Here is a 20543-nt window from a genome sequence, read left to right as displayed (position 1 = left end):
TTATGAACTTCGGCTCAGTCAAAGGTAAGATGAGTAAAACTTATGACCGGCAGCTAGCAATCGCCTAATTTTAGACCCCATATTACCCCAGCGACGACTTTTGCAAGAGGTCTAATTTGCAATCCAAGGAAGTCAAGTTGATTACCGATACAGATGATGACGTTCGGTTGAGCGATGAGCAGAAGCAACTGCTGGATAAAGGCAACGGGCGCGTCTTGCTGTTTTACCTGAGTGGCCCAATGATTTTTGGCTTGTCGAAAGCGATCGCACGCGAACACAATGCCATGAAGGAAGCCGATGCGTTGGTGATGGATCTCAGCGATGTGCCCTTGCTGGGAGTGACGGCTTCACTGGCGATCGAAAATGCGATTCGCGATGCCCACGATAAGGGGTTACAGGTCTATATCGTCGGTGCCAGTGAGAAAATTCAGCACCGCTTGCAAAAGTTAGGACTGTTTGATCTGGTGAACCCAGCGCATATCTTAAGCGATCGCACTGAAGCCCTGCGTCAAGCGGTTGATCTGGTTTACCGCAAAGAGATAGTTGCCTAATTCACCTGTTTGGAGGTTTGATGAATCGAGGCGATCTAATGCGTCAGAAAACTAGCTGGCAATCAATTGCCTCTCATTCAAATAAGGTTTGATTCATTTTTACCACCAAAACCTAACCCATGTTTTTGAACCATACAATGACAGCTTTAAGTTCTGGGATGGCATCTCTGATTGCTCCCATGCCCTTGTTAGCAACGGTAGAGGCAGAAAATTCACCGATTGTTCTGGCTGGAGTTCTGCTGAGTTTAGTCGTGATTTATATCGCCAGTAAACTCGGCGCGGAACTCGCTAAACAATTTGATTTTCCACCCGTTCTGGGTGAACTGGTGGCAGGGGTGATTGTCGGGGTATCTGCTTTACACCTGATCGTCTTTCCCGAAAGTGGACTGTCAGCCTCAGATTCAGCGGTGATGACCGTGCTGCAATGGATTAATCATCTGTCTCCCGCAGCCCTCACGAGCGTATATGAGTCCCAGAGTGAAGTCATTTCAGTGCTGGCTGAATTGGGCGTGATTATTCTGCTATTTGAAATTGGTCTGGAATCGGATCTCAAACAACTCAAAGAAGTGGGTTCTCAAGCTGCGATAGTCGCCTGCGTGGGGGTGGCAGTTCCGTTTGCCGCTGGTACCGCTGGCTTGATGATGTTCTTTCACACACCTGCAATTCCAGCAATTTTTGCAGGCGCTGCTTTGACGGCAACCAGCATCGGAATTACGTCCAAAGTGTTGTCTGAGTTAGGACAGCTTAAATCCAAAGAAGGTCAAATCATTGTTGGTGCGGCGGTGATTGATGATGTCCTGGGAATCATTGTCTTGGCTGTTGTCGCCAGTTTAGCCAAAACGGGTGAGATTGATGTTGCTAATGTCATCTACCTGATTGTGAGTGCAACAGCGTTTCTGCTCGGTTCCATTTTGTTGGGTGGCATCTTTAACCAAACCTTCAATACGATTGTGGAGAAATTCAAAACCCGTGGCAATGTGGTTATGCCAGCATTTATCTTTGCCTTTTTCATGGCATTTCTGGGCAGCGCGATTCATCTAGAAGCGATTTTGGGTGCTTTTGCCGCTGGCTTGGTTCTGGATGAAACTGATGCCCGTAATGAGTTAGATGAACTAGTAAAACCGATCGCCGATCTACTGGTACCCATCTTCTTTGTGACGGTGGGAGCGCGAGCCGATCTAGGCGTGTTGAATCCGACGGTGCCTGAGAATCGTGCCGGAATTTTGATTGCCGCATTTTTGATGGTAGTTGCCATTCTCGGCAAGGTAGTGACGGGTTGGGCGGTGTTTGGTCAGCCCGGAATTAATCGACTCGCGATCGGAGTTGGCATGATTCCACGGGGTGAAGTCGGGCTAGTGTTTGCCGGAATCGGTTCTGCGAGTGGGGTTCTGGATAAGCCGTTAGAGGTATCCATTATTATCATGGTGATTCTGACCACATTTCTGGCTCCACCGTTTCTGCGGATCGCCTTTGGTGAGCCAGTCGAACCCCCAAGCAAGGGCGAACCTGCCAGTGAGCAATCAATTTTGGTGAGTGAATCTCAGCCTACGCCGTGAGGACGCTGGGGGCGATCGCTGTACCATGAACGCCACAGATCGCGATCGCCCCACTACTAGCCTCTGGCCTATTTCCTTACCCGTAATGTCACAGTTAATCAGCTAAATCGGGAAACACTTCGCGGACGGCAGGATGAACCAGGCGGTGATTCTGTACATTGATGCCCCTTGCTAAAGCCGGGTCGAGTTCTAGAGCTTTCATCCCCTGGTTCGCCAGCTTCAGGACGTAGGGTAAAGTGCTGTTGTTCAGTCCCTGAGTGGCTGTCCAGGGAACGGCTCCCGGCATATTCGGGACGCCGTAGTGGACGACGCCTTCCTCGATGTAGATAGGATTGGTGTGGGTCGTTGGTCGCACCGTCTCGACACAACCGCCTTGATCGACTGCCACATCGACAATTACCGAACCGGGATGCATTTTTTGTACCAACTTTCGAGGGACTAAGATAGGGGCGCGACGCCCTGGAACTAAAACCGCCCCAACAAGTAAATCGGCTTCCGAAACGACCGCTTCTACTTGCAGGGAGTTACTGTAGAGCAGCTCAACTCTGGAGCCAAAGAGGGTTTCCAGATACGCCAAACGCTCGACATTCACATCCAAAATCTGGACGCGGGCACCCAGTCCTACCGCCATTCGAGCCGCTTCGGTGCCAACGACACCGCCGCCTAAAATCACCACGTTACCCGGTCTGACACCGGGAATACCGCCCAGAAGAATCCCCCGACCTCCTTGATGGCGCTCCAAAAACTGTGCCCCGAACTGTACGGAGAGGCGACCGGCGATAATGCTCATGGGGGTGAGCAGGGGCAATTTTCGATCGGGGAGTTCTACCGTTTCGTAAGCGATCGCGCTGACGCCACAATCAATCAGATGCTCGGTCAACCCCCGATCGGCTGCCAAGTGCAAATAAGTAAACAGCATCTGCCCTTTCTGGAGAAACTGGTACTCTGGCTTCAGTGGTTCTTTCACCTTAACCACCAGTTCTCGGTTCCAAGCATCCTTCGCTTCTAGGACAATTTTTGCCCCGGCAAGAATATAATCTTCATCAGAGAAGCCAGCACCATTACCAGCCGCGGATTCCACAAAAATCGCGTGACCGTTTTCACTGAGTACCCGGACGCTACTAGGACTTAACCCTACCCGAAATTCACGATCTTTGGTTTCCTTAGGAACGCCAATTTCCATTTATATACCTCAAATTGCTCGGCTATCTATTGAATTGACTATAGGTGCCACACCTGGTGACTTGTTGCATTGGGAGTTATCTCCCTGAAGAGGTGAGTGAGAAATTGGACTGACAACTTCTCAAGTAAAAGAGTTTTTGGTTTGGGTAATTCGCGCATCGATCGGGAGGGGCAGCCGATCGGGAATGAGGTATCGATCGCTCCCCTCTCCCTTTACTCCTGAAGTCTCTTTATTCCTGAAACTCTCTCTCGCCCCTGATCCCCATCATTACTTATTTATTTAGGAGTCCCAAAAATTTTCGGATTACTTCACAAAAATGCTGCAACAATCAAGACGGCTACCTTATCCAAAGGATTTGGAAACACCAATATGACGATGCAAATTAGCGGACGGAATCAACTCAGGGGTAAAGTGACTGCGATTCAACTGGGTGATATCCTCGCCGAGGTGACAATTCAGGTGGGAGATAACTTAATTGATGCGGTGATTACTCGTCGTTCGGCAGAAAATCTGCGAATTTCAGTTGGCGATGAAGTGAGTGCCCTGATCAAGGCGACCGAAGTCATGGTGATCAAAGAGGTTGATTAGCAACTGTGTTTGCTTTGCTCTTGACTCAAGGCTTAGCACCTCTACAATAGAAGACAATCTATAACGAATTGTAAACCTCTGAAGGGGCAAGGATTGCCAAAGCCATGACACAACTTCAACCTACGACCACTCCTAAGCTGGAAGAACCCAAGTTAGGCTTCAATGATTACGCAGAGCGATTGAATGGTCGAGCCGCAATGATCGGCTTTTTGCTAATGGTGCTCATTGAATATGTCACGGGTCAAGGAGTGCTATCTTGGCTGGGCTTGCAATAAAAAAGCGCTCTTCTTTTGTCTAGTCCTTCGGAATCGGCAACCCGTACAGGCTTTCCTCGGTCTAGCACAACAAGTACAAGAATTTGTCTCAGGATACAGGATGTAGGGTTCTGCCCTTGCCGAAGGTGGGATGAAGGATGAAGTTTAGAATCCAAAAATGATTCTGACTTCTGCCGCCTGACTCCTGACTCCTGAATGAGATAACCTGAAATTAGATTAAAGAATAACGGAATAGAGCAAGTCGTGATGAATGCTTTGTGGCCTAGATTTTTAAAGTCAGCCTATCGTAAAGAGCCAATTTCCAGCTTTGTGGTAATCGTTGGTGCTGTAGATGCAGTGATTGGCGGCGTAGATGAAAGCTGGGGTTTGTTTAGTTTCGGAGTGTTGACAGTAGGGGCAGCGATCGCTCTGCGTTGGTGGCAAACCCAGGGTAAAGAAGTCGAACCAATCCCCCAAACGGCAAAACACTTTCTTCCCCCCCCAACCTCTCGTCCTGTCCTGCCCATGCTAAGTAACTCCAAACACCATCCAAAACCGTAACCCTTTGGGTGGGAGCTTCCGAAAACCATGATTGGCACTTCTGTTTCAATTGAATGGCTTAAAATCGGTGAAGTTGCCGCTCGGAGTGGTCTGCCTGTCAAAACCATTCGCTATTACGAAGATATTGGTCTGTTAGCACCGACGGTGAAGCGGACACCTTCCGGCTATCGTCTTTTTAATCGTGAGATTGTCAATCGACTAGCATTCATCAAGCGATCGCAAGCACTCGGACTCACTCTCAGCGAGATTCAAGAAATTTTAACAGTTCACGATCGGGGGCAGTTACCCTGCGGTGCCTTGAAGCAGCTTCTGCACGCGAAAGTAGAGGCGATCGCAGAACAAATTGAATCGTTAGAAATCCTCAAGAGCGAACTAGAAGGGTTAATCTCTGGTTGGCAAGACCGACCGCCCGCTCACCACATCGATCATACTATCTGCCCCAATATTCAATCAGCACCATGAAACCTCCGGCTCGGAAGGCAAAAGTAAAAAGGCATTTATACAAAGAAAAAATTCTGAGTTTTGCATTTTTACCTTTTAGCTTTTATTGTTTCGCCCTTACCAGTCAGCCTCTCCCAGCCGCCGCCAAAACAATAATCCAGGAAGCTGAAGCTGTTCCGTCTGAGGCCCCCCAAAACCTGCCTCCTGAAGCTTGGAGAAACGTTCAACTCCTCCGCACTCTCAAGGGTCACAACGCGACAATTGATTCCTTGACCTTCACCCCTGATGGAAAATTTCTGATCAGCGGGGGGAGCGACAATGACGGCAGAATAAAATTTTGGTGGGTGAGAAGTTGGAAAGAAGTGGGTAGCCTTAGGGCGCATAGTCAGGCAGTGATGACCCTTGCCATGAGTCCTAATTCAGAAATTCTGGCGAGTTGCAGCAATGACTCCTCGCTGAATTTATGGAATTGGAAGACTGGAAAATATACCCGGACTTTTCTAGAGCATACGAGTAATATTCTGTCGGCGGCGATTACCTCGGATAGTGAAATGCTGGTGACGGGTGCTTTGGATGGGATTCGAGTCTGGAATTTGAGAACGCAGCGCCCGATTTACAACCTGGTGCGTTTCGATAACCAAACTTATGCAGTTGCCCCAAATCCCAATGGGGAGATTCTAGCAAGCGGCGGCAAAGATACTGCGATTAAGGTCTGGGATCTCCAGAATGGAAGATTTCTTGACTCATTGTCGGGACATAGCGGTGCAATCAGTACTTTAGCGTTCACGCCGGATGGAAGTACGCTGATCAGTGGCAGCTACGATCGCACCATCAAAGTCTGGGATTTTAATAGCGGACGATTGCTTTACACCCTTTCAGGGCATACAGGTTGGATTCGGGCGATCGCGATCGCTCCTTCTGGACAAGTTATGGCTACCGCGAGTCAGGATGGCGTCCGCTTGTGGAACTTGAGAACGGGCGAACTGATTGCTTTGCTGGTCGGACATTCCGATTGGGTGAAATCGGTTGCCTTTAGTCCTGACGGGCGAACTCTGGCGAGTGGGGGGTTTGACAGAACCATTAAAATTTGGCAAGTCGGCTCTGTTCCCTAAACATTCATTAAGTGTGCGATCGCGGCAACTTTTAGTTCGGTTTATGGGAAAACTAAGTTCAGTTCCATCTGAGACGAAGGAAGTAAACCAAAGTGTTGACTCACAATCGCGACAAAGGAAAGAGCCTAAAAGGATACGAGTGGGCAGAGGCGGGTTTCTTCAATCTCTCGCTGGATCTGCTTTGTATCGCCGGACTTGATGGCTACTTCAAGCACCTGAACCCTGCCTGGGAAAAAACTCTGGGTTTTACGAAGGAAGAACTCTTAAGCCAATCGTTTATGGAGTTGGTTCACCCGGAAGATTGGGAAGCAACCATCACCGAAGCGCAGAAGCTTGCTACAGGCGCGGAAACAATCTCTTTTGAGAACCGCTACCGATGCAAAGACGGCTCCTATAAATGGCTATTATGGACTTCTGCGGTCTCCACTGAAGAAGGTTTGCTGTATGCAGTGGCTCGTGACATTAGCGATCGCAAAGCGGCTGAAGAAAAACTCCTCAATTTAAGAGCTGTCTTGGAGAATGCCGTCGAAGGAATTTCCCGGCTAGACACTCAAGGGCGCTACGTTACCGTTAATAAAGCCTACGCCAATGCAGCGGGTTACGAACCTGAAGAAATGATTGGCATGGAATGGCAGCGAACGGTTCATCCGGAAGAGATCGACAAGCTGATCGCTGCTTACCACAAAATGTTGGTGGATGGCAAGGTAGAAGCTGAAACGAGAGGCATCCGTAAAGATGGCTCTATTTTTTATAAGCAAGTGGTGATGATCTGCGATTACGACCAAGAGCAGCGATTTATCGGTCATCACTGTTTTATGAAAGACATCACCGAACGTCACCGAACCGAACAAGAGCGATCGCAATTAGCTAATCACATCCAATTGCTGCTGCAATCGACCGGGGAAGGCATCTACGGCATAGATTTACAGGGACGTTGTACCTTCATCAACAAAGCGGCGGCTCAGATGCTGGGATACCAGCCGGATGAAGTGATGGGCAAGGATATGCACGAGTTAATCCATCACAGTCGCCCCGATGGCTCCTTCTATCCCAGTGTTGAGTCTCCGATTTTTTGTGCTGTTCGCAACAGGAACAGTTGCCGAATCGACAACGAAGTTCTATGGCGGCGGGATGGAGCTGCTTTTGCTGCCGAATATTCGGCTTATCCGATTTTTGAGGGAGAGGAAATCAAAGGGGCTGTTGTTACCTTCGTTGATATCAGCGATCGCAAGTTAGCAGAGTCAGCACTCAAACAGGCGAATGAAGCCCTCGAAATCCGAGTCGAGGAACGCACCGCCCAATTAAGGCATACCCTCCAGCAGCTAGAAGACGAAATAACTGAGCGCCAGCGGGCAGAGAAAGCTTTATACAAAGAAAGAGAATTCTTAAATGCATTGCTCAATAACTTGGCAGACGGCATTGTCGCTTGTGACGCCAATGGAGTTTTAACGCTATTTAATCGAGCGACACAAGAGTTTCATGGGTTGCCGGAACAAGCTCTTCCTGCCGAGCAATGGGCTGAACATTTCGATTTATATCTGCCTGATGGGAAAACACTGATGAAAACGGAAGATATTCCGTTGTTTAGAGCGTTTCGGGGAGAGACGGTCCGGGAAGTAGAAATGATCATCGCCCCGAAGCAAGGAAAAATCCGCACCTTACTAGCTAGCGGACAAGCGATCGTTGATGCTCAAGGAAAAAAACTAGGTGCAGTCGTGGCGATGCACGACATCACCGAGCGCAAGGAAGTAGAAGCGGCTTTACAACAGAGTGAGTTACGACTCAACAGTATTCTAAATTGCCTTAAAGATTTGGTGTGGTCTATTTCAGCCACCACCTATAAAACGCTGTTTATGAACCCAGTGGCTGAGAAGTTTTATGGGCGGTCTTACTCGGAGTTCTTCAACAACTCCAACCTCTGGCTGGAGGTTATTCATCCAGAAGATCGCGAACTCGCCCTTGCCTATAACCACAGGGTTATGCAAGAGGGCAATGGTGAACTGGAGTACCGAATTATCCGACCCGATGGCGAAGTGCGATGGGTTTACAGTCGAGCCTGGATGATTTATGACGAGCACGGTACTGCTACCCGCATGGATGGTCTGTCCACCGATATCACAGATCGCAAGCAAGCCGAGGCAGCTCTGAGCGAAAGCGAGTCGCGGCTCAACAGCATTCTAAATTCGCTGAAAGACGTGGTGTGGTCTGTTTCAGCCAGCACCTTTGAAGTGCTTTACCTCAACCCAGCTACCGAGAGTGTTTATCAACGCCCAAGACAAGATTTCTTTGACAACCCCCAAGTGTGGTTTGATAGCATTCACCCCGAAGATCGCGATCGCGCCTTTGAATACAACCGTCAGGTTATAGTCGAGGGCAGCGGTGACATAGAGTACCGAATTCTCCGACCCGATGGCGAAGTTCGTTGGGTTCGTGACAAGAGCCGGGTGATTTACGATGAAACCGGGAAAGCTATTCGTATAGATGGTTTAACTTCTGACATTACCGAGCGTAAACAGGCAGAAAAAGCTCAGGCAAGACTGACCGCAATCTTAGAAGCAACACCTGACTTCGTAGGCATCGCCAATGCAGAAGGACGCGCCTTATACGTCAACAAGGCCGGTCGCCAAATGATAGGAATTGGCGAGAATGAGGATATCACAACGATGTATATCCCCGATTTCATGGCAGCTTCAGTCATCGACGGGATTCTGAACGAAGGGTGGCAGACTGTTGTCAGAGAAGGTATTTGGAGTGGCGAATCAGCGTTGCAGCACCGGGATGGCAGAGAGGTTCCTATCTCCCAGGTATGGATGAGCCATAAATTAGAAAATGGGGAGGTTGAATTTTTCTCTACGATCGGCCGCGATATCACTCCTGCTAAGCGGGCAGAGGAAGCCATCCGCCAAAGCGAAACTAGACTTGCAGAAGCTCAAAAAATTGCCCATATCGGCAGTTGGGAATTCGATCTGGCGACTGGAGAAATCGCTTGGTCGGAGGAACTATTCCGCGTGTGGGGTATGGAGCCGAACCAACCCGTACCGACTTACGAAGAGTTGGTGCAAAAAATTTATCCGGATGACCGGGAAGTTTTTGTAAAAGCAGTTGAGCTAGCAATTACTGAAGGCAAGCCCTACGAATTCGACAATCGCACTTTGCGCCCTGATGGTTCGATTGGATATATGTTCTCCAAAGGGCAACCGATTATAAACTCTGAGGGTCGGGTCATCAAGCTATTTGGAACAGGACTAGACATCACCCAGCGCAAGCAACAAGAAGAAGCCCTACGACAAAGCGAAGAACTATACCGCGCCCTTGCCCGAAATTTCCCCGACGGTTCGGTGGCTTTATTTGATAAGGACTTGCGCTACCTGCTGGCAGATGGAAGCGAATTAGCCGCCATCGGGCTTTCCAAAGAACTTATGGAAGGAAAAACCCTATGGGAGGTTTTTCCTCCAGACACCTGCGAAACTGTGGAACCGATGTATCAAGCAGCATTAGCTGGTGCCATGACGGTTTCTGAAATCCCCTATGGCGATCGCACCTATCTGTTGCAAATTCTGCCCGTCACCAACCAGCAGGGAGAAATCTTTGCGGGGATGACGTTGACGCAAAATATCAGCGATCGCAAACAGGCAGAGGAGGCGTTGCGGCAGCGGGAAGAACAATTGCGCCAGATTCTTCAGAATATGCCAGTTATGATGACTGCCTTCGATGCAGACGGAAACATCACTGTCTGGAACCGCGAGTGCGAAAGGGTTGCAGGCTACAGTGCTGCGGAAATTGTTGGCAATCCCAAAGCACTGGAGTGGGTGTATCCAGATCCCGCCTATCGCACATCAATGCTGACCATATGGGCTGAACTTGGCAATAACTACCGTAACTGGGAATGGGAAATCACGGCTAAAGATGGAAGTGTCAAAACAGTAGCATGGTCGAATATCTCCGAGGGATTCCCCATTCCCGGCTGGACCACTTGGGGCATTGGTGTGGACGTAACCGAACGCAAAGCCGCTGAAGAAGCTCTAGCAGAGAAAGCTTGCTTAGCCGCGTTTCGTGCGGATGTAGACACTGCGCTGACTCAGGGCGATCGCTTGCAGGTGATACTGCAACGCTGCACCGAGGCTGTAGTCCAACATCTCGATGCCGCGTTTGCAAGGCTATGGACGCTTAACAGAGAGGAGAATGTATTGGAGTTGCAAGCGAGTGCGGGGATGTATACCCACCTTAATGGCTCTCATAGCCGCGTACCCGTTGGTCAATTCAAGATCGGCCTAATTGCCCAAGAGTGCCAGCCCCACCTGACCAACTCTGTGATTGACGATCCTCGTGTTGCTGATAAAGATTGGGCAAAAAGAGAGGGCTTGATCTCCTTCGCTGGTTATCCCCTGATTATCGAAAACCAGATATTAGGGGTTATCGCCATGTTTGCCCGGAAACCGCTTACCGAAGCTACGCTGGGGGCGCTAGAATTTGCAGCGGACGAGATTGCATTAGGTGTTAAGCGCCTACAGGCAGAGGAGGCGTTGCGACACTCGGAAGCACGATTTAGACAACTCGCTCAACGCGAGGCACTGCTCAACCGTTTGTCCAGCGATATCAGGAACTCCCTTGATGTCAGTACCATATTAGGAACGGCTGTGCAGGAGATCCGCAATTTGTTGCAGATTGACCGATGCCTGTTTCTTTGGTATCGACCATCAGCAGAACAACCAGTCTGGGAAGTGGTAAAAGAAGCGAAGATACCTACCCTGCCTAGCTTGCTGGGTCAATACCCAGCCCCAGCAAGTTCGCTAACTCAGAAGTTCACCAACTTGGAAATCCTCCAAGTTGACGATCTTGCAAACGCCAGCGATCCAGCCGAACAGGAACTCTATAGTGCTTCGGGCTACAATGCTATCCTATCGCTGCCAATTCAAGCTCCTTCTGGTGAGATTGGTGTGGTCAGTTGCATCCATCATCGTGGTTCTCGGTCTTGGAGTGGCTCGGAGGTGGAACTGCTGCAAGCGGTAACTGACCAACTCGCGATCGCGCTTTTCCAAGCCGAACTCTACACGCAAGCTCAAGACTCTGCACAGCAAGCTCAAGAAAAAGCTCACCAACTACAGCAAACTTTGCACCAGTTGCAACAAACTCAAAGTCATCTGATTCAAAGTGAAAAAATGTCCAGCCTCGGTCAGATGGTTGCTGGTGTTGCTCACGAAATCAACAATCCTGTCAACTTCATCCACGGCAACCTCACCCACGCAAATCAATACAGCCAAGATTTACTGAATCTCCTCCAGCTTTACAAGCAGCACTATCCCAATCCAGTTCCGGAAATTCAAGATGAAATCGAGGCGATTGACCTTGATTTTGTGGTAGAAGACCTCCCGAAAATCCTGGGTTCGATGAAGATGGGGACTGACCGCATCCGTCAGATTGTTCTGTCGCTGCGGAATTTCTCGCGCTTGGATGAAGCCGCCATGAAGGCAGTGGATATTCATGAAGGGATTGATAGCACCCTCCTGATCTTGCAAAACCGACTGAGAGCCGCCCCCAACTATCCCAGCATTGAAATTGTTAAAGAGTATGGCAATCTACCGCTGGTGGAATGCTACGCAGGACAGCTCAATCAAGTGTTTATGAACCTGCTCAACAATGGGATTGATGCCCTAGAAACGCAGCCCGAACCGAGAATCATTACCATTCGGACTGAAGTGGGACGTGGGAAATCCCTTCCTGACCCTTATGTTTTGATTCGGATTGCTGATAACGGCCCAGGGATGACCGAGCCAGTAAAAGCTCGCCTATTTGATCCCTTCTTTACGACTAAACCTGTAGGGAAAGGTACAGGTCTGGGATTATCCATCAGTTATCAAATTGTGGTGGAAAAGCACGGTGGCACTTTAAAATGTGTCTCCAAACCAGGACAAGGAGCGGAGTTTTGGATTGAGATTCCCATTTCTCAAGGTCTAACTTAACTGGAATTCTGCATAAAAAAAGAGAGGGAAGTTAATCTTCCCTCTCCTCGAATCTTGACTATTTTCAGATGCGCCCTGGTCTTTTAGCTTCTTCCGCAACATCTTCTGTTGCTTTCTAATCTGTCTTGCCCTGGCGGAGCCACCTTTCCCTTTGTCGTTTCGTCCCTCTCGGCGGGGAGATTCCCACCGCTTGAGTCGTTGAGTCATGGTCGTTCTCTTGTGTAAAGAGTGGGCAGGGAGAGAATCGAACTCTCACGATCTCACGATCGTCAGATTTTGAGTCTGATGCGTCTACCAATTTCGCCACCCGCCCTTGGGTTTAGCTTCACTATTATAGCCTATCGAATGCTGTTGTAGCAAGGCTTGATATTCTTGACTGCTAGCCCAACGGTCAATTTCCCGCGCCCGCAGGACGGGTACTGGGTGGCTGAGTTGGGCTGTCTGCGCTTGTTTGAGCATTTCACCCAGCTGATTTTTACTGATATCGTCGTAAGCTCTGGCTTGATCTAAAAAGGCTTCCAGATTCAGCTGCGGCGCAAGAATGGGTGAACCTCCAGCCAGTTTCATTAAGACGGAACTGACGACTTTAGAGTCTTGAGTGGCGAGAAGTGCAGCGCGATCGCAAGTAAATTCTGCACATCGCAGCCACTGTAGCATCTGTCCCCTCAAAGTTTCAGCGATCGCTGCACCCCAAGTCGGAATTAATCCTGCTGCTAACACCATAATATTGACGGGTGTTAGGTACACTCCATGCTCGCATTTTAGGTGTCCCAGTTCGTGGGCGATGACTGCCTGAATCTCTTCGGGTGTCAGCAAATCGATTAATGAGGTGTGCAACACAATAAATGGCTGCTTTCCTCGCATGGCAAAGGTGTAGGCGTTTGGCGTGGGTGAGGAACGGACATACAGTTGGGGGGGTTCCAAATCCAATATCTGGCACGCTTCTAACAGCAGTTTATGCAGATGAGGCAGCTGTTGTTCGCCTACGAGGACGCCCGCCGCTATATTTTCCAAATAAAAAAACTGTTCTGCGAGGGGACCAAGCAGATTTCTGACCAGGATATCCATTCCCGGTAGTTGTTTTAAGGCGTTAGTCGCTTCTAAATCTAAGGGATGGCGAAATTTATCTGCCGAGAGACCGATTAAGGGTGTCCTTGAAGGCAACATGGAGGAAATCTCAAAAAAAAGAACTAAAACAAAAGAATTGATTGATGCGGTGCTAATCTCAGGGCGATCGTGAGATTAGATATCCCAAATTAGTATAGCGAGGGCGCTTTGTTTTTGTTTCTAAGCGGCGCATCTAACTATGTTTTATTAATGCGATTTACAAAACATTGTACCTATTTTATCTTCCTCTTCGTCCACAAATGGTATACTTTTACAATGGAATAGTTTTGCTTTTTTTCTAACGGCTAGTATTCCATTATTTAAAACATATTATTCAGATATAATTAAATAATTATATCCTGAAAAGCCCTAACTTCTTCAATATTTTACTTTCAAAGTTAGGGATTCTGAGGACAATTTCAAATTAGGTAAACAACCAGTTTTTTACCCGATTTAAACCCTTCCAGTCGGGTTTTCTCGCTAATCCATCCTCAATACTTTCTTGGATATCGGGGCGTAATTCTGGATTAATCGCCAGAGATCGCTGAGCCTCTTCAATGTGTTGCCGGACGCCGGTTTTCCCTTCTTCAAGCATCGCCAGAACTAGGTTAATGTGAGCCTGGGGATCTTGGGGATTTAACTTAACAGCTTTTTGAGCGGCTTTGTAGGCCAGAGTGGCTTGATCGTCTAATAGATACAGCCAGGATAGACAAATCCAGGCAGCAGTAAGTTTGGGGGCGCGATCGCAAATATCCTTGAAAACAGGAAGCAAAGTATCCGGGCCTTCTCCCGCTTTATAGCGTTCTAGGCCATTGTCAAAAAGGTCGTTAATTGGCTCGGTCATTTCTGAAAGATGAAAGATGTTAGCGATCGCGTAGCGGATGGCGGGCTAGATAGCGACGCTCTCTTCGCCGGATGCGTTATTTTACGGGGCAATGGGGGGTTGAATCCACCCTTATCTGGAAAGCAGGCGGGATACCTGCTTTCCAATCAGAAGTTCTTACAAACTGTACGCCAAGCTTGAACTTAGACACCAAATGCAAATGACTTAGACTCCAAATGACTTACCGCAGCCACAGCTTTGAGCAGCATTGGGGTTTGTAAATTGGAAGCCACCGCCAATCATGGCATCGCTATAGTCCAGCATCAGACCATAGAGGTATAGCATACTCTTGGGATCGCAGACAATTTTGAAGCCATCGTAGTCGTAGACTTCATCGTTGTCCCGAATTTGACTAGGCTCTTCAAAATCCATCATGTACGACATTCCAGAGCAGCCACCTTGGCGGACGCCAACTCGCAGGCACAGATCCTTGCCTTGTTTCTCCCGCAGAGAGAGAACGTGTTTGAGGGCAGATTCGCTTAACTGGATGCCGCGTTTTTGCGATTGAGTAGCTTGTGTCATGGCGCTCTCGACTCCTAATTTGGTGTTTTATCTAGACGACTTGAGGAAGCCAGTCCACTAGGTCAATTTTATCGAAGATTCTTAACTTAACCGCAGACCGGCGAAGCGAAAAGCTTTTTATTATTTATGTTAACGATTAGGCGTTGGGGTTAGATAGAGCGATCGCGCAAGGATTGTATTGTGGTGCTTTCATCACTGCCAAGCATTAGTTTATAGGAGGACGGCAGAGGGGCGATTAGTATTTAAAATGAGGATCTGCAAAGCGCACGGTGTGTTGTTCCCCCAGTTGGCATAGTCTATGTCTGTTCTCACTCGCTCCACGTCTCGTCGGCTGCAAACTTTACAACAAATTCCTAGCGTCTGGGAAGGCGATCGCCGTCGATTATCTGCTGGGATGGCGCAAAGCTTAGAGTCGGATACTCAGACAGACAGCGAATGCATTGTTTGGGTGGATGGCGTCGAAGGAATGGTTCGAGCGATGGATGTCGTAACTTCCGAGACTGGGCCGGAAGCCGTTGTTCGCGCCCTGCTGCGAGCAATGGAACATCCCCACAGCCCTGCCAAGCCATCCCGTCCTCAGAAAATTGTAGTCCGACACAGAGAACTTCAGTTCTACCTGCGGGGTGTTCTTCAGGATCTAGACATTGCTGTTGATTATGTACCAGAACTGCCCCTGATTGACGAACTATTTCGCGGGTTCCAAGAAATCACCAGCACTCGCCCCCCCAAACTACCGCCTGAATATGCCGAGTTACTGGTGCAAAAAGCTTATGAGATTTGGGACGATGCACCTTGGGAACTGCTTGCCGACCACCAGATTATCTCAATTGAGCTAAACCAGTGGGATGTGGAGACGCTGTACGCCTCGGTGATGGGAATGCTCGGCATGGAGTACGGCATTTTGTTGTATCGCTCTCTGGACTCTCTGAAACGGTTTCGCTCGTCGGTTTTGGCAAAAGAGTCTTTTGAGGAGCTAGAAGAAGCATTTCTAGGGCAAGATTGCTTGTTTGTCACCTTCGAGCAGGCTGAAGATTCCTTAGACGAAGATGAAGAGGACGAAGGCATTGATTTAGCTGACTTGCCGCTTTCAGAAATTCAACCCAATTTCGGAAATGTGCATCCGTTAGAGGGGATGCGACCCTTTTTATATGAGGAAGAAGCGATCGCAGTTTACGTGGCACTCGAAGCCCTCCATCGCTTTTTCCGAGCATCCAATCGGCAGCTGGCAGCAGAGAAATTCCCTACCTTGAGCAAACGCTACCGCATCGCCGCGCCGCTAGAGGCGGATCTGCAAAAATCGATTCCCGTTAAGGTGGCAACGGTTCCCGATGTGGCGACGGAACTGTTTGACATGGCAGAGGTGGCAGGGTTGGCAGAGGAGGAAGACAGCGATCTCGAAGAGATGATGCTGCCCCTGCGGGATGACTTAGTGCCCAAAGATTCTTTCCTCAGCTTGGGGATGATGACTTGGGACAAAGTAGAGTTGCTGCGTAAAACCGTTGATTGCTATCAAGCGAAGGAAGCGATCGCGGCGGGAGAGGGAATGCCAGTGGTTTTGATTCAAACTTCCCGTCCCAAGGCAAAGGAATTGATTGAGCAAATCCAAAGCGCGGGAGGGTTGAAGGGAATTTGCTTTAATCCGGGAGAAGATCCTTTTGAAGGCGATCGCTATGACTTGGGAATTCTCCAAACAGAAAATGGCAATATGTACCTGTTTGGTGAATTTCAAGAAGACGATCCGATTCATAGCGAAGCTCGTCGCAAATGGGATCAGCGTTGTAAGAAAACCAAAGGCTACTGCGGCTTGATTGTGGCTAGGGGGCTGAAAGGCGCATCTAGGGGAAATCCTCAGCTAGGCGACATGATGGCTTTATTTGAAGCGCGATCGCTCTCTAGTAAAGATTTAGGATTGGGGTTGCTCCAGCTGATGCCTCAGTTTGAATTCGAGTAAAGCGGCAAAGGGCTAGAGGAGATGGGGAATTCGCCGTGAGCGATCGCCAATACCCAATTCCTTAATCCAGGCGATGAAAATCGGTAATCTTCTGCTGTCACCTGTTAAACTTTGTAAAGAAATTGAGAAGGACAGATGGCATGCGGGTTGCAATCGTCGGGGCAGGATTGGCTGGAATGGCGGCGGCAGTCGATTTAGTCGATGCCGGTTGCGAAGTCGAAATCTATGAGTCTCGTCCGTTTGTGGGGGGTAAGGTCGGCAGTTGGGTGGATGCCGACGGCAATCACGTTGAGATGGGATTGCACGTCTTTTTTGGGAACTACTACCAGCTATTTGAATTGATGAAGAAGGTGGGGGCAGGTGACAATTTGCGCCTGAAAGAACATATCCACACCTTTATCAATCAAGGAGGCGTCACAGGTGCCTTGGATTTTCGCTTCATCACGGGTGCGCCTTTCAACGGATTAAAAGCATTTTTTACAACATCGCAGCTGTCATTGCAGGATAAAGTACAGAATGCGATCGCCCTTGGCAGCAGTACCATCGTGCGCGGTTTGGTAGACTTCGAGGGTTCGATGAAAACAATTCGCTCTCTCGATAAAGTTAGCTTTGCCGATTGGTTTCGCAGTCACGGTGGCAGTAATGGCAGCATCAAGCGGATGTGGAACCCGATTGCTTATGCACTCGGATTTATTGATTGCGAAAATATTTCTGCTCGTTGTATGCTAACCATCTTTCAGATGTTTGCTGCTAGAACCGAGGCATCGGTTCTGCGAATGCTGGAAGGTTCTCCCGATGAGTATCTGCACAAGCCGATTATTGAATACATAGAAGCACGAGGCGCGAAAATTCACACTCGTCGCCGGGTACGAGAAATTCAATATACCGGCGAAGGCAACGAGACGCGAGTGACTGGCTTAGTGGTTGCTAAAAGCGAAACTGAAGAAACCATCACCGCAGATGCTTATGTCTGCGCCTGTGACGTACCCGGAATTCAGCGTGTTTTGCCGCAAGCGTGGCGTCAATGGTCGGAATTTGACAATATTTATAAGCTGGATGCCGTGCCAGTGGCGACAGTGCAGCTGCGGTTTGATGGCTGGGTGACTGAGTTGCACGATGCCGAAGAAAGACGCCAAGTGCATCATGCTGCCGGAATTGATAATCTGCTTTATACAGCGGATGCCGACTTTTCCTGCTTTGCAGATTTAGCTTTAACGAGTCCCTCTGATTATTACCGAGAGGGACAAGGTTCGCTGTTGCAGTTGGTGCTGACGCCGGGAGATCCGTTTATCAAGGAAAGTAACGAAGCGATCGCTCAACACGTCCTTAAGCAAGTACACGAGCTATTCCCTTCCTCCCGCGACTTGAACATGACTTGGTACAGCGTGGTGAAGCTGGCTCAGTCTCTCTACCGCGAAGCCCCTGGCATGGACCCCTATCGTCCTCCTCAGAAGACGCCGATTGCAAATTTCTTCCTTGCGGGTAGCTATACGCAGCAAGATTACATCGATAGTATGGAAGGGGCAACCCTGTCTGGGCGTCAGGCAGCAAAAGCGATTTTAGAAAATGTGCAGGAAATAAAGGGTAAGAGCCAGCTGTCGGCGGTTTAGACGAATAAACCGCAAAAACGCGGCTATAGCGAAGGAAGAAAAGAAGTAAATGGCTGAGTGGCTAGAGCATAGCGTGCAGGTAGAGGTGCCGGTTCCCATTGATGAGGTGTGGAACCTTTGGTCCGATCTGGAGCAAATGCCCCGGTGGATGAAGTGGATTGACTCGGTTACAGTTCTGGATAATGACCCAACCTTGTCGCGCTGGAAACTTGCCACGGGTGGCTTAGAATTTACTTGGCTTGCCCGTATCGTGAAAAAGGTGCCCAATCAGATTATCCAATGGGAATCTGTTGGTGGATTACCCAATCGGGGTGCGATTCGCTTTTATGACCGGCACGGCAGTAGCATTGTTAAGCTAACGGTGGCTTACGCCATTCCAGGCTGGTTGGGCAGGTTAATGGATAATCTCTTCCTTGGGCGAGTTGTCGAATCGACTATCCAAGCCGATTTGGATCGTTTTCGAGAATACGCGATTAAATCCCAAGCGAAAACTCAGTAGAAATCAGTCCTTTTCAAAACCTTAGGCAGATTTTAGAGCGGGATATTGAAAAAGAGATGGAAAATGCGATCGCATTTTCCATCTTCGCGGTTCAAGAACTTTGCGGTAGCAGCGTGACAAACGCAATCACCAATCCGCCAAATAAGCACATCAAATACACGCCTAACAACAACAGCCTGGTTCCCCAACTGGAATGGGATTCCCGACAGCGTTGGGCAATATCTTTGACCATTCTGTACTTCTGAGCAAACGGTAGGGAACCGTAACCAGACTTTTTGAGCGTCAGGAAAATAGCCATCAGTACGCTATCAGAATCGTCAGTTGATTGGGGCAGTTCTCGCCGCAGGATCTTCAGAATCTTGGCACTGCGAAAGCTAGCAGGGATGCTAAACGCAATCAAAAATCCGAGGAAAAGAAAAATACCAGTCCCCGGACTCATGCCGATAAAAACTAGCAACCCGACGGCGAAAAGTTTGAACAAAACATCGGTGTAGGGATGGCGGGAAAATATTAATAAATCTAGGATGCGTCCTCCATCCAAGGGCAAGATAGGAAGTAGATTAAAGTAGTTAATAATGACCAGAAAGCTGATTACTTCTTGCAACCCTAGGGAACGCTGGAGAGAATCGGGAATTGCCAGCGCGATCGCAACTCCTAAGATTATCCCCGGAACCGGCCCCGCCAGCAAAACTAGAAATTTTTCCCGAATCGTCGCATTGTCTTTGCGTCCGGAAGCCGCAGCACCAAATAAGGGCAAGAAGAAAATCGATGTATCTTTATAGCCACAGCCTCTCATCGTCAAAAAGTGCCCTAGTTCGTGCAAAAACAGGACGCCGATGAGAATCAGCAGTGTCTGCAAGTCGAAAAATGGCGTGAACGAGATAGCAAACACGACCAAACTGCCAAGCAACAACCACGACTTTATCCCCTTTCTGGCACGTCCCCGTTCGATTCGTTCCATGCGGCGGAATCCCTCCACTTCCACCGCCGAAGGAATCTCCACATACCGATAGGGTTCTGTTTTTGCCTTTTGCGTCCACTTTTTGACCAGAGTTGTATACTTGCCGCTATCCCGCCCCAGCTTAATCGCTGTTTTCATCGCAGCACTGAGATTGAGTTCTAGCAGTTCCGTTCCTCTAATCGGTGACAGCTGCCCTGATTTCACCAAGCTGTCTATGTAGGTGACATGATGCGATCGCAATCTCTCAATAAACGCTTTTGATGACATCGCGACGGGCGTTTTTGCAAGTGCCAAATGCTCAAGCTTGCCTTGATGGACTTGCCACTGCTCTTGGGTTTCCACCGCGTAAGGATCTTGGAGAATGGTATTGGGTATTTCTCCAATCACCCCGAAAGCCTGTCCATTCATCGTGTGTAATAGGAGACCATCCTCAAAAAAGGTAAGAAACTCGATCGTAAACAGCCTCACCGATTCCGGTAGGCTACGAATGTTTACATTAGCGAATGTTTTAAATGCCTCGTTGTATAGCACCATCCCCCAGCTTTTCGAGACATCCAGGTAAATGTCATTAAAGCTGAAATAGGAATGGAACTGAAACCCTAGCTTTTCAAGTTCTGGTAACGGAATCTCAAATAACTCTTTGATATAAGCAGGGATTTCCTCGCCGCTCCGAATTTCGTAATCGATGTACTAGACCTCTTGCATGAATCAAGAAAATGAGCCAAAAGTAGGTAAGCGTTACTGAATCTGCTCATGCTCTACCAACAGTTGAAAGTCCTCAATCCGAGCGCCTTCAGACGGGCG

18 protein-coding genes, 1 tRNA gene and 1 pseudogene are annotated in these 20543 nt (G+C 48.8%); 13 read left to right on the top strand and 7 right to left on the bottom strand.

Translation table 11 applies throughout. The annotated features are described in order from the left end of the window. Positions 1-104: 104 nt before the first annotated feature. The 3 genes and pseudogenes from NC996_RS26740 to NC996_RS26730 form a co-directional block, all read left to right on the top strand. Positions 105-551, top strand: a pseudogene (locus NC996_RS26740) (STAS domain-containing protein); the annotation flags it as partial. Between the two features lie 119 nt (positions 552-670). After that, complete coding sequence (locus tag NC996_RS26735) at positions 671-2107, top strand: cation:proton antiporter (protein ID WP_190689921.1); 1437 nt, start codon at positions 671-673, stop codon at positions 2105-2107. Further along, the gene (locus NC996_RS26730; RefSeq protein WP_277877502.1) at positions 2085-2213 is read left to right on the top strand and encodes a hypothetical protein; all 129 of its coding nucleotides are present in this window, start codon (positions 2085-2087) and stop codon (positions 2211-2213) included. Before NC996_RS26735 ends, NC996_RS26730 begins: the two co-directional genes overlap by 23 nt. Here NC996_RS26730 and ald read toward each other — a convergent pair. Further along, positions 2202-3290, bottom strand: a complete 1089-nt coding sequence (gene ald / locus NC996_RS26725; RefSeq protein ID WP_190689918.1) for an alanine dehydrogenase — start codon at positions 3288-3290, stop codon at positions 2202-2204. The two genes, NC996_RS26730 and ald, sit on opposite strands and share 12 nt — an antisense overlap. Positions 3291-3659: 369 nt before the next feature. Between ald and NC996_RS26720 the strand changes: the two genes are divergently transcribed. From NC996_RS26720 to NC996_RS26695, 6 genes are all read left to right on the top strand, one after another. After that, entirely contained in the window at positions 3660-3878 is a 219-nt protein-coding gene (locus NC996_RS26720; RefSeq protein ID WP_190534398.1) for a TOBE domain-containing protein, read from the top strand. 104 nt (positions 3879-3982) lie between these two features. After that, a complete protein-coding gene (locus NC996_RS26715) occupies positions 3983-4153 on the top strand; it encodes a hypothetical protein (protein WP_190410951.1) in 171 nt (56 codons plus the stop codon). A 246-nt stretch (positions 4154-4399) separates the two neighbouring features. Next, positions 4400-4693 (top strand): hypothetical protein, encoded by a 294-nt coding sequence (locus NC996_RS26710; RefSeq protein ID WP_190410952.1) that lies wholly within the window; start codon positions 4400-4402, stop codon positions 4691-4693. Between the two features lie 27 nt (positions 4694-4720). After that, on the top strand, positions 4721-5155 hold the full coding sequence (locus NC996_RS26705) for a heavy metal-responsive transcriptional regulator (protein ID WP_190410953.1): 435 nt from the start codon (positions 4721-4723) through the stop codon (positions 5153-5155). Then, positions 5152-6246, top strand: a complete 1095-nt coding sequence (locus NC996_RS26700) for a WD40 repeat domain-containing protein (protein WP_190689914.1) — start codon at positions 5152-5154, stop codon at positions 6244-6246. The genes NC996_RS26705 and NC996_RS26700 overlap by 4 nt, the downstream gene beginning before the upstream one ends. Before the next feature lie 92 nt (positions 6247-6338). Further along, positions 6339-12206: a PAS domain S-box protein gene (locus NC996_RS26695; protein ID WP_190689911.1), complete on the top strand. Its 5868-nt coding sequence runs from the start codon at positions 6339-6341 to the stop codon at positions 12204-12206. Here the strand turns inward: NC996_RS26695 and NC996_RS26690 are convergent. From NC996_RS26690 to NC996_RS26675, 4 genes are all read right to left on the bottom strand, one after another. Further along, positions 12198-12413 carry a hypothetical protein gene (locus NC996_RS26690; protein WP_190689909.1) on the bottom strand — a complete coding sequence of 72 codons (216 nt, stop codon included), beginning with the start codon at positions 12411-12413 and terminating at the stop codon, positions 12198-12200. The genes NC996_RS26695 and NC996_RS26690 overlap by 9 nt on opposite strands. A gap of 22 nt (positions 12414-12435) precedes the next feature. Further along, positions 12436-12519, bottom strand: a tRNA-Leu gene (locus NC996_RS26685). After that, the gene (locus NC996_RS26680; protein ID WP_190410957.1) at positions 12498-13373 is read right to left on the bottom strand and encodes a M48 family metallopeptidase; all 876 of its coding nucleotides are present in this window, start codon (positions 13371-13373) and stop codon (positions 12498-12500) included. The genes NC996_RS26685 and NC996_RS26680 overlap by 22 nt, the downstream gene beginning before the upstream one ends. Before the next feature lie 364 nt (positions 13374-13737). Then, the gene (locus NC996_RS26675) at positions 13738-14157 is read right to left on the bottom strand and encodes a hypothetical protein (RefSeq protein ID WP_190410958.1); all 420 of its coding nucleotides are present in this window, start codon (positions 14155-14157) and stop codon (positions 13738-13740) included. A gap of 9 nt (positions 14158-14166) precedes the next feature. Between NC996_RS26675 and NC996_RS26670 the strand changes: the two genes are divergently transcribed. Then, entirely contained in the window at positions 14167-14337 is a 171-nt protein-coding gene (locus tag NC996_RS26670) for a hypothetical protein (protein ID WP_190678521.1), read from the top strand. Between the two features lie 24 nt (positions 14338-14361). Here NC996_RS26670 and NC996_RS26665 read toward each other — a convergent pair whose 3' ends face one another. Beyond that, on the bottom strand, positions 14362-14718 hold the full coding sequence (locus NC996_RS26665; RefSeq protein ID WP_190410960.1) for an iron-sulfur cluster assembly accessory protein: 357 nt from the start codon (positions 14716-14718) through the stop codon (positions 14362-14364). Between the two features lie 298 nt (positions 14719-15016). On the opposite strand from NC996_RS26665, the gene NC996_RS26660 reads away from it, so the two are divergent. The 3 genes from NC996_RS26660 (at position 15017) to NC996_RS26650 (ending at position 18778) form a co-directional block, all read left to right on the top strand. Further along, a complete protein-coding gene (locus tag NC996_RS26660; protein ID WP_190689907.1) occupies positions 15017-16669 on the top strand; it encodes a hypothetical protein in 1653 nt (550 codons plus the stop codon). A gap of 140 nt (positions 16670-16809) precedes the next feature. Next, a complete protein-coding gene (gene zds / locus NC996_RS26655; RefSeq protein WP_190689905.1) occupies positions 16810-18279 on the top strand; it encodes a 9,9'-di-cis-zeta-carotene desaturase in 1470 nt (489 codons plus the stop codon). Positions 18280-18328: 49 nt separating this feature from the next. Then, the gene (locus tag NC996_RS26650; protein ID WP_190534411.1) at positions 18329-18778 is read left to right on the top strand and encodes an SRPBCC family protein; all 450 of its coding nucleotides are present in this window, start codon (positions 18329-18331) and stop codon (positions 18776-18778) included. 91 nt (positions 18779-18869) lie between these two features. On the opposite strand, the gene NC996_RS26645 is transcribed toward NC996_RS26650, so the two are convergent. Continuing rightward, entirely contained in the window at positions 18870-20273 is a 1404-nt protein-coding gene (locus tag NC996_RS26645) for a site-2 protease family protein (protein ID WP_190689904.1), read from the bottom strand. Positions 20274-20543: the final 270 nt, after the last annotated feature.

This window comes from Trichocoleus sp. ST-U2 (genome assembly GCF_039961875.1).
Lineage (GTDB): Bacteria > Cyanobacteriota > Cyanobacteriia > Cyanobacteriales > FACHB-T130 > FACHB-T130.
This window is presented reverse-complemented; position numbering and strand designations above follow the sequence as displayed.

What these genes read in the sequence shown, in the direction of transcription:
- NC996_RS26735 (WP_190689921.1), top strand. Translation starts at nt 671, where the DNA reads ATGTTTTTGAACCATACAATGACAGCTTTAAGTTCTGGGATGGCATCT.
- ald (WP_190689918.1), bottom strand. Translation starts at nt 3,290, where the DNA reads ATGGAAATTGGCGTTCCTAAGGAAACCAAAGATCGTGAATTTCGGGTA.
- NC996_RS26720 (WP_190534398.1), top strand. Translation starts at nt 3,660, where the DNA reads ATGACGATGCAAATTAGCGGACGGAATCAACTCAGGGGTAAAGTGACT.
- NC996_RS26715 (WP_190410951.1), top strand. Translation starts at nt 3,983, where the DNA reads ATGACACAACTTCAACCTACGACCACTCCTAAGCTGGAAGAACCCAAG.
- NC996_RS26710 (WP_190410952.1), top strand. Translation starts at nt 4,400, where the DNA reads ATGAATGCTTTGTGGCCTAGATTTTTAAAGTCAGCCTATCGTAAAGAG.
- NC996_RS26705 (WP_190410953.1), top strand. Translation starts at nt 4,721, where the DNA reads ATGATTGGCACTTCTGTTTCAATTGAATGGCTTAAAATCGGTGAAGTT.
- NC996_RS26700 (WP_190689914.1), top strand. Translation starts at nt 5,152, where the DNA reads ATGAAACCTCCGGCTCGGAAGGCAAAAGTAAAAAGGCATTTATACAAA.
- NC996_RS26690 (WP_190689909.1), bottom strand. Translation starts at nt 12,413, where the DNA reads ATGACTCAACGACTCAAGCGGTGGGAATCTCCCCGCCGAGAGGGACGA.
- NC996_RS26680 (WP_190410957.1), bottom strand. Translation starts at nt 13,373, where the DNA reads ATGTTGCCTTCAAGGACACCCTTAATCGGTCTCTCGGCAGATAAATTT.
- NC996_RS26675 (WP_190410958.1), bottom strand. Translation starts at nt 14,157, where the DNA reads ATGACCGAGCCAATTAACGACCTTTTTGACAATGGCCTAGAACGCTAT.
- NC996_RS26670 (WP_190678521.1), top strand. Translation starts at nt 14,167, where the DNA reads ATGAAAGATGTTAGCGATCGCGTAGCGGATGGCGGGCTAGATAGCGAC.
- NC996_RS26665 (WP_190410960.1), bottom strand. Translation starts at nt 14,718, where the DNA reads ATGACACAAGCTACTCAATCGCAAAAACGCGGCATCCAGTTAAGCGAA.
- NC996_RS26660 (WP_190689907.1), top strand. Translation starts at nt 15,017, where the DNA reads ATGTCTGTTCTCACTCGCTCCACGTCTCGTCGGCTGCAAACTTTACAA.
- zds (WP_190689905.1), top strand. Translation starts at nt 16,810, where the DNA reads ATGCGGGTTGCAATCGTCGGGGCAGGATTGGCTGGAATGGCGGCGGCA.
- NC996_RS26650 (WP_190534411.1), top strand. Translation starts at nt 18,329, where the DNA reads ATGGCTGAGTGGCTAGAGCATAGCGTGCAGGTAGAGGTGCCGGTTCCC.
- NC996_RS26645 (WP_190689904.1), bottom strand. Translation starts at nt 20,273, where the DNA reads ATGGTGCTATACAACGAGGCATTTAAAACATTCGCTAATGTAAACATT.